The following is an 8,101-nucleotide window of genomic DNA, read 5'->3' as shown; positions in this document are numbered from 1 at the left end:
ATAAAGTAACAAAACTTATACCAAGCATTGGTTCTAGCATAGGAAAAGCCTTAGAAGAAAATAAAGAACTAAGACAAATATATGATTCACGAGAAGACATCAAAGAAGTAATCGATATGGCGATGAAACTTGAAGGCATTGCTCGACATACAGGAATACATGCGGCAGGAATTGTTATCTCCAAAGATCCTTTAATGGAGGATGTTCCCTTAACAGAAAAAGACGGACAACTAGTAACAATGTTTCAAAAGGATGATGTGGAGAAAATTGGTCTTTTAAAAATGGACTTCTTGGGGCTAAGAAATCTCACAATGATTGCCAAAACAATTAAACTTATAAAAGATACACAAGGAATAGACATCAACATCGACGAGCTTCCTTTAATTGATAGAGAAACATACATCACATTAAGCAAAGGCCAATCAATCGGAGTGTTTCAGCTTGAAAGTAGTGGCATGCAAGCTCTACTCAAGTCGCTTCAACCGAACGTATTTGAAGATATTATCGCTCTTCTTGCTCTTTATAGACCTGGGCCATTGGGAAGTGGAATGGACAAGGATTTCGTCAACAGGAAACACGGAAGAGAAAAAATAGTATATCCGGTGCCCGAACTTGAGCCAATACTCAAAGACACCTATGGAACAATACTTTATCAAGAACAAGTTATGCAGATATCTTCACTGCTTGGTGGATTCTCGATGGCAAAAGCTGACATACTCAGAAAAGCAATGGGGAAAAAAGACAAAGACGCCATGGACCAAATGAAAACCGAGTTTATCCATGGTGCAACAGAAAAAGGCTTTGATAAGAAAAAAGCTACTGACATTTTTGACATGATGGCAAAATTTGCTGAATATGGGTTTAACAAATCACATAGTGCTGCTTATGCTTTCATAACTTATCAAACAGCTTTTCTTAAAACTCACTACCCTGTTGAATACATGGCTGCGCTTATTTCTAGTAGCATGGGCAACACAGATAAAGTTTCTCTATATATAAACGAGACTAGAAACATGGGAATAGAAATATTGCCACCTAACATCAATGAAAGTTTTTTGGATTTTTCTATTAAATCTAGCAACATACTTTTTGGTCTTAATGCCATCAAAAATGTAGGAGAAAATGCTATCTTGTCTATTATAGATTGTAGAGAAAAAGAAGGCATTTTTCATTCTTTAATTGACTTCTGTACGAGAGTTGATTTGAGGCTTTGCAACAAAAGAGTAGTAGAAAGCTTAATCCAAGCTGGCTGTTTTGATGCTGTCGGAAAAAGGAAATCTTTGCTAGCAATAGTAGACCAAACAATATTAGAAGCATCAAAAATTCAAAAAGAAAAAGAAAAAGGACAACTAAACCTCTTTAGTAATAATCAGGAAAATATTATAAAAAAAGACCAAGAGCTGAGCAACGAAGAATTTTCTCATTTAGAATTACTAAGACTGGAAAAAGATATTCTTGGAATATATATTACAGGCCATCCCTTAAGCGAATACGCTGACTACATAAAAAAAAGACAACTCTTACAAATTAAAGACTATCTACCTCAAGAGGATGAGTTGACCGAGGAAGGTCAAATCACAAAAGATATTGATGAAAAAGAAGTTAGTCTTTTAGCGATGATTTCCAGCTTAAAAAAGAAATTAACCAAAGCAAAAAAAACAATGCTAACAGGTGATGTTGAAGACATGAGTGGAAAAATTCCTTGCGTGGTCTTCCCCTTTCATTATGAAAAAATCGGACATCTAGTTCAAGAAGACACCATTTGTATTATCAAAGGGAAAATCAACAACCGCAACGATCAACTGCAAATGATTATTGAAGAAATTGTTGATTTTGATACAGTTAAAAACAAAGTAAACTCTATTGAGATTACACCTAATATAGAAAATATTCCTAAACTAAAAAATCTCTTACTTGAAGAAAACGGAACAATACCGGTGTCAATCGTTGTTGATGGCTACAAAATGAAACTAACAGAAGAATATTGGACAAACATTCAATGTATTCCTAAAATAGAAAAATTTGTTGGACAAGAAAATTTAGTAGTCAAATAATCCTTTTATCATATTCTTGCCATTAAGGCTTCTAGCTTAAAAATATTTAAGTCTAAAAACGGCATAGGATTTATCGGTTTATTTCTATAACGAACTTCATAATGCACATGAGGACCAGTACTAAGACCTGTCGAACCACAATTTGCAATAATCTGCCCTTTAACAACTTGGTTTCCTGGTGAAACCAGAAACTTATCCAGATGCGCGTAAACCGTACTAAATCCATTCTGGTGATCAACAACAATCATCTGCCCATACCCTCCTGACCAACCAGCACTAATTATTCTTCCGGAAGCAGTCGCTTTGACAGGAGCACCTACAAAACCTGGAATATCTAAACCGGAATGAAACTCTATCCTACCCAAAATTGGGTGTAACCTGTACCCATATCTTGCAATAATAAATCCATATAAAGGCCAAATTGACGGAGTTTTATCGTATTTCTCTCTAAGGATAGAGGCTTTTGTATAAATACTACCAAAACTATCTTCTTGAATTTCAGCTAAAGCAAGGATGACCTTTAAGTTATCCGAAACAATATCTAGTTCTTGCTCCTGTTCAGAAGCAAAGTTATTCAGTTTTTTTTTAAGCCAACTGAACTGAATTGTCTATTTACGCCCATTCCCAACATTTTTCTAATGTCAGAATCTCTTTCCTTGAGCCCCAACATGACTATGCGAAGGTTGTCTGTTTCAGAACGGAAAGACTTTAGCTCATCTAAAACTAGCTGGTTTCTACGTTCTTGTTGCACATACTGCATAGCAAATTTTGAAAGTTTAGTTGAAAAATATATAGTACTAACAAACATTGTTGTTAACAAAAACAGAGAAACCACTATCAATAACAGAGTTCCAGTCCCTATACTATACTCTTTAGCGCTTCCAGCCTTATGTGGAATAACCAAAAAAGTTATTTTCTTTTTTGCAAACATATTCTTATTTTACAACCTTTTTATAAATTAATGCAACCTAAGGGTTTTTTATTGCTTTACAATAACAATTCTTATCAGTAAATCTGTCTCTATAATGTTGCAAAAAAGGAGTTATCTTCCTAACTGGAGCTTTAGCAGTTTTTAATCTTTCTTTGATTTCTTGATCGCTAAGCCTTACATTAAGTGTCCTCTTTGGTATATCAATATCAATAATATCCCCATCCCTAACTGCACCAATATTCCCACCATTATAAGCTTCCATTTCAACATGACCTATACATGGACCAGAAGTGCCACCAGAAAATCTTCCATCGGTTATCAACGCTACTCTTTTGTAACCAGCACCTTTAATGGCATCTGTTGGTGTTAGCTGTTCTGGCATTCCTGGAGCACCGGCAGGTCCCATATAGACCATAAGAACAACGTCTCCCTCTTGAATTTTGCCCGTTGATAATGCTTTCAGTAAATCATCTTCATCCGAAAAAACCTTGGCTGGACCAGAATGCACCATCATTTCAGGCTCTACTGCTGTTTGTTTAACCACAGATGACGTTGCAATATTCCCTTTCAAGACTGCAATCCCACCTTGTGCCATATAAGCCTTATCAAAGTTTCTAATAACGTTATCATCTAACACCTTAGCAGCTTCAGCTATGGCTTTCACTGATTTTCCTGAAACAGTTAATCCATCGATTATTGCGTCTTTAAATCTATTCAAAATTGCGGGCACTCCACCAGCTTTATGAAAATCAAGCATATCGTGGTCACCAGCTGGTATCATTTTACATAAATTCGGCGTCTTACGTGCAATTTCTTCAAATTTATCTATAGGAATATCAATTCCTAATTCTCTAGCTATTGCTGGAATATGTAAAACTGCGTTTGTAGAACCACCCATAGTCATATCAACACGAACAGCATTTTCAAAAGCTCCTGTAGTCATTATTTGTGATGGTTTTATATCCTTTTTCACTAACTCCACAATACGCTTACCTGTTTCATAAGCAATTTTTATTTTCTCTGGATCTAAAGCTGTTGTTGAAGCACACATCGGTAACGACATACCTAAAGTTTCCGTAACACAAGCCATAGTATTAGCAGTAAATAAACCAACACACGAACCAGCTCCACAGGCCAAACAATCTCTTGTTTTCTTTTCTGCTTCCTCTAAACTAATCTTCCCAGATTTAACCTGACCAGTTAGCTCAAAACCCTGAATTGGATGACACTTATTACCTTTCTCATCATGATTGGATAACATTGCTCCACCAGTAACCATAATAGCGGGAATATCAACTCGTCCAGCTGCCATTAACATACCAGGAGTAATCTTGTCACAATTTGTTACACCAACCCATCCATCTAAGGAATGGGACAAAGTCATAATCTCAATGTTATCAGCTATATTATCTCTAGAGGGTAAGGAAAGTCTCATCTCAACGTGCATAGCAATTCCGTCACAAACACCAGGAACTCCCCATTCAAAAGGAACACCCCCAGCATCACGAATACCACGCTTAACTTCTGCTGTTAAATCATTCAAAAGAATATGCCCTGGGATTATGTCATTATATGAATTAGCGACACCAATAAAGGGTTTATTTTCATCAAAGGCAGAAGCAGAAACTCCTGCAGACATAAGTAAGGCTCTATGAGCTAACGTTTCAGCACCTTTTTTTAATACTTCAGATTTCATAATTCTCTCCTCTTTGGATTTTTAATTAATATAAATTATCACACTATTGGATAACTGATGCAATAAGAACAAGCGGTTTACAACAAAACGTTAAGATAGTAGGATAAAATAACAAAAGGAGGGATAGCACCTATTGATTTTTAACAAAAAACAACAAGACCTTACAAAATCCATAGATACCCCTGCAGACAAAACGAACTGGGAAGACTGGACATGGCAAGTTAAACATACAATAAAAACTCTAGAAAAATTCGAAGAAATAACTAAAATAAACCACTCCAATAAAGAAAAAAAACTACTACAAAAAACTATTAACAAATTTCCACTTAGCATTACGCCCTACTATTTATCGCTTATTGACCCTGATAATTACCAAAATGATCCTATTTATCTACAATCTTTCCCTAGACCAGAAGAATTGATTACTTGCCCATATGAAATGTCAGACCCATTATCAGAAGACAAAGACTCTCCTGCTCCTTTTCTAACACACAGATATCCGGACAGAGTACTCTTACATGTCAGCAATCTCTGCTCTATGTATTGCAGACACTGTACTAGAAAAAGGAAAGTAGGAGACAAGAACACTATCGCCAATTTTGAGGAACTTGAAGAGGCTTTTCAATATATTGAAAAAACAGAAAAAATAAGAGACGTGTTGTTATCTGGCGGAGATCCGTTAATGTTATCTGATGAAAATTTAGACAGAATTCTGAACAGAATTAAAAAAATACCTCATGTAGAAATAATAAGAATTGGAACAAGAATGCCAGTTGTTTTGCCTTATAGAATAACAGATAATTTAATAAAAATACTTAAAAAATATCAACCGTTATATATTAACACTCACTTCAACCACCCCAGAGAAATAACTACTTCTTCTAAAAAGGCCCTTGCTCTACTTGCAGACTCAGGGTTTGTTCTTGGCAATCAATCAGTGCTTCTCGCTGGAATTAATGACTGCCCTCGGATTATCAAAACTTTATGTCATAAATTAGTACAAAACCGAGTAAGGCCGTACTATCTTTACCAGTGTGATTTGTCGGAAGGACTAACGCATTTCAGAACACCTGTAAGCAAGGGAATCGAAATACTAGAAAGCTTAGTCGGTCACACTTCAGGGTTTGCAAGACCAGTTTACGTGATTGATTCTCCCGGTGGCGGTGGGAAAATCCCTGTTTCTCCAAACTATATTATTTCGTGGTCCACCAATAAAGTGATTTTAAGAAATTATGAAGGAATTATTACTACTTACAAAGAACCAGATTCTTATGAAGCTGTCTTTTGTGATAGAGATTGCGATAACTGCAAACTACAGTTAAATCTTGAAGAAGCAAATAAGTTTTCTACCATTGGAATTGAAAAACTTTTATCAAACACAGATGAAACAATCTCCCTTATCCCCAACTCCAATAAAAGAATAAATAAAAGGAAGATTAAACAATCTGAATAAAATGGATAAAATAATTGAAATAAACAACTCAATCATTCAACATGGAAAAAGTAACAATCGCGTTTATATTATCAAGGCAGATAAAAACAATGCACTATCCTTAATAAATTCTGTTAATTCTTTAGCAAACAAAAATAATTACACCAAAATATTTGCTAAAATACCAGCTTCTTTGACCTCGACCTTCTTAAAAGACGGATACCAAAAAGAAGCATGCATAAGTGGCTATTTTAATGGCAAGGAAGATGCTGTTTTGCTAGGAAAATACTTCACCGAAGCAAGATCAATTATAACGAATAAAGAAGATATAAAGGAAATTATTTCTATAGCAAAAACTAAAAAAACAAAGAAAAAAATCAAGCTCCCAAGTGACTATAAACTTATAAAATGTTCTAAAAAACATGCGGAAGAAATGGCCGATATTTATAAAACAGTTTTTAAAACTTACCCTTTCCCTATTCATGATCCAAACTATATTAAATCAACAATGGATACTCATATCATGTATTTTGGAACTAAAATTAATGACAAAATTGTAGCCCTCTCTTCTGCAGAAATAGACAAAAATGCACAAAGCACAGAAATGACAGATTTCGCGACACTTCCAAACCATTTAGGAAACAATCTATCTTTAAAGCTTTTAAGAAAAATGGAGGAAGAAATGTTAAACCAAAACATCATAACTTCTTACACTATAGCTAGGGCTGACTCTTTTGGCATGAATATAACTTTTGCTAAAAATAATTACAATTTTGCAGGAACACTAACAAATAATACTAATATCTCAGGAAATATAGAAAGCATGAATGTCTGGGTGAAATCCCTAAAACAAATTACTTAATCTAAAAATAAATGAAAAAATTTTGTTGCTAATTAAGCTTTAATCACTGCACCAGCCATAGCAATACCCATAACTGCTAATGCTGAGACAATCCATCCGGCAATAATCATTTGCGACGGTGTAAATATAACAAAAAGGCATATTATAGCGATAGTTGCTAAAGAAATAATCCCTGAAATAGAGACAAGAGACCACTTTGCTGACTTACTAGCATTCTTTTTTTCTGTTGAGGTAATGGTCTTAATTGGTTTATCCATAAATCTATTATACCTCAATTAGTTTTTGGGAGCTACTGACCAAGCAATTACTTTCTGTTTTTTGCCCTTTACAACAACGTCGCCAATCTTATTTACTGGATGTTTTCCTTCTATAAGCTCTTTTGTCTTCTCTTCTATAACAATAGAATAACCTTCTCTTGTTAATGGTTGTAATCTAGCCGCGATATTAACAACATCACCAATAACAGTATAGTCCTTATGCTTCTGTGCTCCAATATTTCCAGCGATAGCTTTACCAGAACCAATGCTAATGCCTATATCAAGGGCAGACTTCCCTTCGGCTCCCCACCTTGCGTTTAAAGATTTAACAGCTTCTAGCATCGACAAGGCACAGCTAACTGATAGCTCAGCATGATTCTTCTGTTCAACTGGACTACCCCAAACTGCCATTAGCGCATCACCCATAAACTTATCTAAAGTACCTTCAAACTTAAAAACTTCTTCGGTTAATACATCTAAAACATCATTTAACTTCTCCACTACTTGCTCGGCCGGAAATTTTTCACACAAACTTGTAAACCCAACAATATCAGCAAAAAGCACACTAACATTTCTTTCCTTACCTCGCTCTGACAAGCTCTCTTCGCCTGAAACGAATCTATCTACAATATTAGGAGAAACATACTGCTTAAAAATTCCTTTTACTCTTGTTCTCTCTTTCTTAATATTTAAAAAATTCATAAAAAACCCGAACATCAAGCTGGCAGTTACCGAAAAGAACAAAGCTGTTTTCTCTAAATATATCCCGTTTTTATATAAAATATTTCCTAAAATTAAAATAAAACCCATAAAAAAACCTGAAAAAATAAACCCTATTAATGAACCTTTTGCTATTGTAATTAGATAAG

General features: G+C 34.9%; 8 protein-coding genes. 3 read left to right on the top strand and 5 right to left on the bottom strand.

All coding sequences use genetic code 11. The annotated features are described in order from the left end of the window. Positions 1 to 2,054 (top strand): DNA polymerase III subunit alpha (gene dnaE, locus PHF25_07810; protein ID MDD4527921.1); only part of this gene is annotated, 2,054 nt, incomplete at its 5' end. Between the two features lie 8 nt (positions 2,055 to 2,062). Here the strand turns inward: dnaE and PHF25_07805 are convergent. The 3 genes from PHF25_07805 to ilvD all read right to left on the bottom strand — a co-directional run bounded on the left by PHF25_07805 (position 2,063) and on the right by ilvD (position 4,681). Further along, positions 2,063 to 2,419: a M23 family metallopeptidase gene (locus PHF25_07805; protein ID MDD4527920.1), complete on the bottom strand. Its 357-nt coding sequence runs from the start codon at positions 2,417 to 2,419 to the stop codon at positions 2,063 to 2,065. Positions 2,420 to 2,628: 209 nt separating this feature from the next. After that, positions 2,629 to 2,985, bottom strand: coding sequence for a hypothetical protein (locus PHF25_07800; protein MDD4527919.1), 357 nt, complete (start codon positions 2,983 to 2,985; stop codon positions 2,629 to 2,631). Positions 2,986 to 3,022: 37 nt separating this feature from the next. Then, positions 3,023 to 4,681 (bottom strand): dihydroxy-acid dehydratase, encoded by a 1,659-nt coding sequence (ilvD, locus tag PHF25_07795; GenBank protein ID MDD4527918.1) that lies wholly within the window; start codon positions 4,679 to 4,681, stop codon positions 3,023 to 3,025. A gap of 133 nt (positions 4,682 to 4,814) precedes the next feature. On the opposite strand from ilvD, the gene ablA reads away from it, so the two are divergent. Further along, positions 4,815 to 6,134, top strand: a complete 1,320-nt coding sequence (ablA, locus tag PHF25_07790) for a lysine 2,3-aminomutase (protein MDD4527917.1) — start codon at positions 4,815 to 4,817, stop codon at positions 6,132 to 6,134. Position 6,135: 1 nt separating this feature from the next. Then, positions 6,136 to 6,975 (top strand): putative beta-lysine N-acetyltransferase, encoded by an 840-nt coding sequence (gene ablB / locus PHF25_07785; GenBank protein ID MDD4527916.1) that lies wholly within the window; start codon positions 6,136 to 6,138, stop codon positions 6,973 to 6,975. A gap of 32 nt (positions 6,976 to 7,007) precedes the next feature. Here the strand turns inward: ablB and PHF25_07780 are convergent, their stop codons facing one another. Both PHF25_07780 and PHF25_07775 read right to left on the bottom strand, forming a co-directional pair. Next, positions 7,008 to 7,232, bottom strand: coding sequence for a hypothetical protein (locus PHF25_07780; GenBank protein MDD4527915.1), 225 nt, complete (start codon positions 7,230 to 7,232; stop codon positions 7,008 to 7,010). A gap of 18 nt (positions 7,233 to 7,250) precedes the next feature. Beyond that, positions 7,251 to 8,101 (bottom strand): adenylate/guanylate cyclase domain-containing protein (locus tag PHF25_07775; GenBank protein MDD4527914.1); only part of this gene is annotated, 851 nt, incomplete at its 5' end.

It is taken from the genome of Candidatus Margulisiibacteriota bacterium, from assembly GCA_028706105.1.
Taxonomy (GTDB): domain Bacteria; phylum Margulisbacteria; class Riflemargulisbacteria; order GWF2-35-9; family DYQY01; genus DYQY01.
This window is presented reverse-complemented; position numbering and strand designations above follow the sequence as displayed.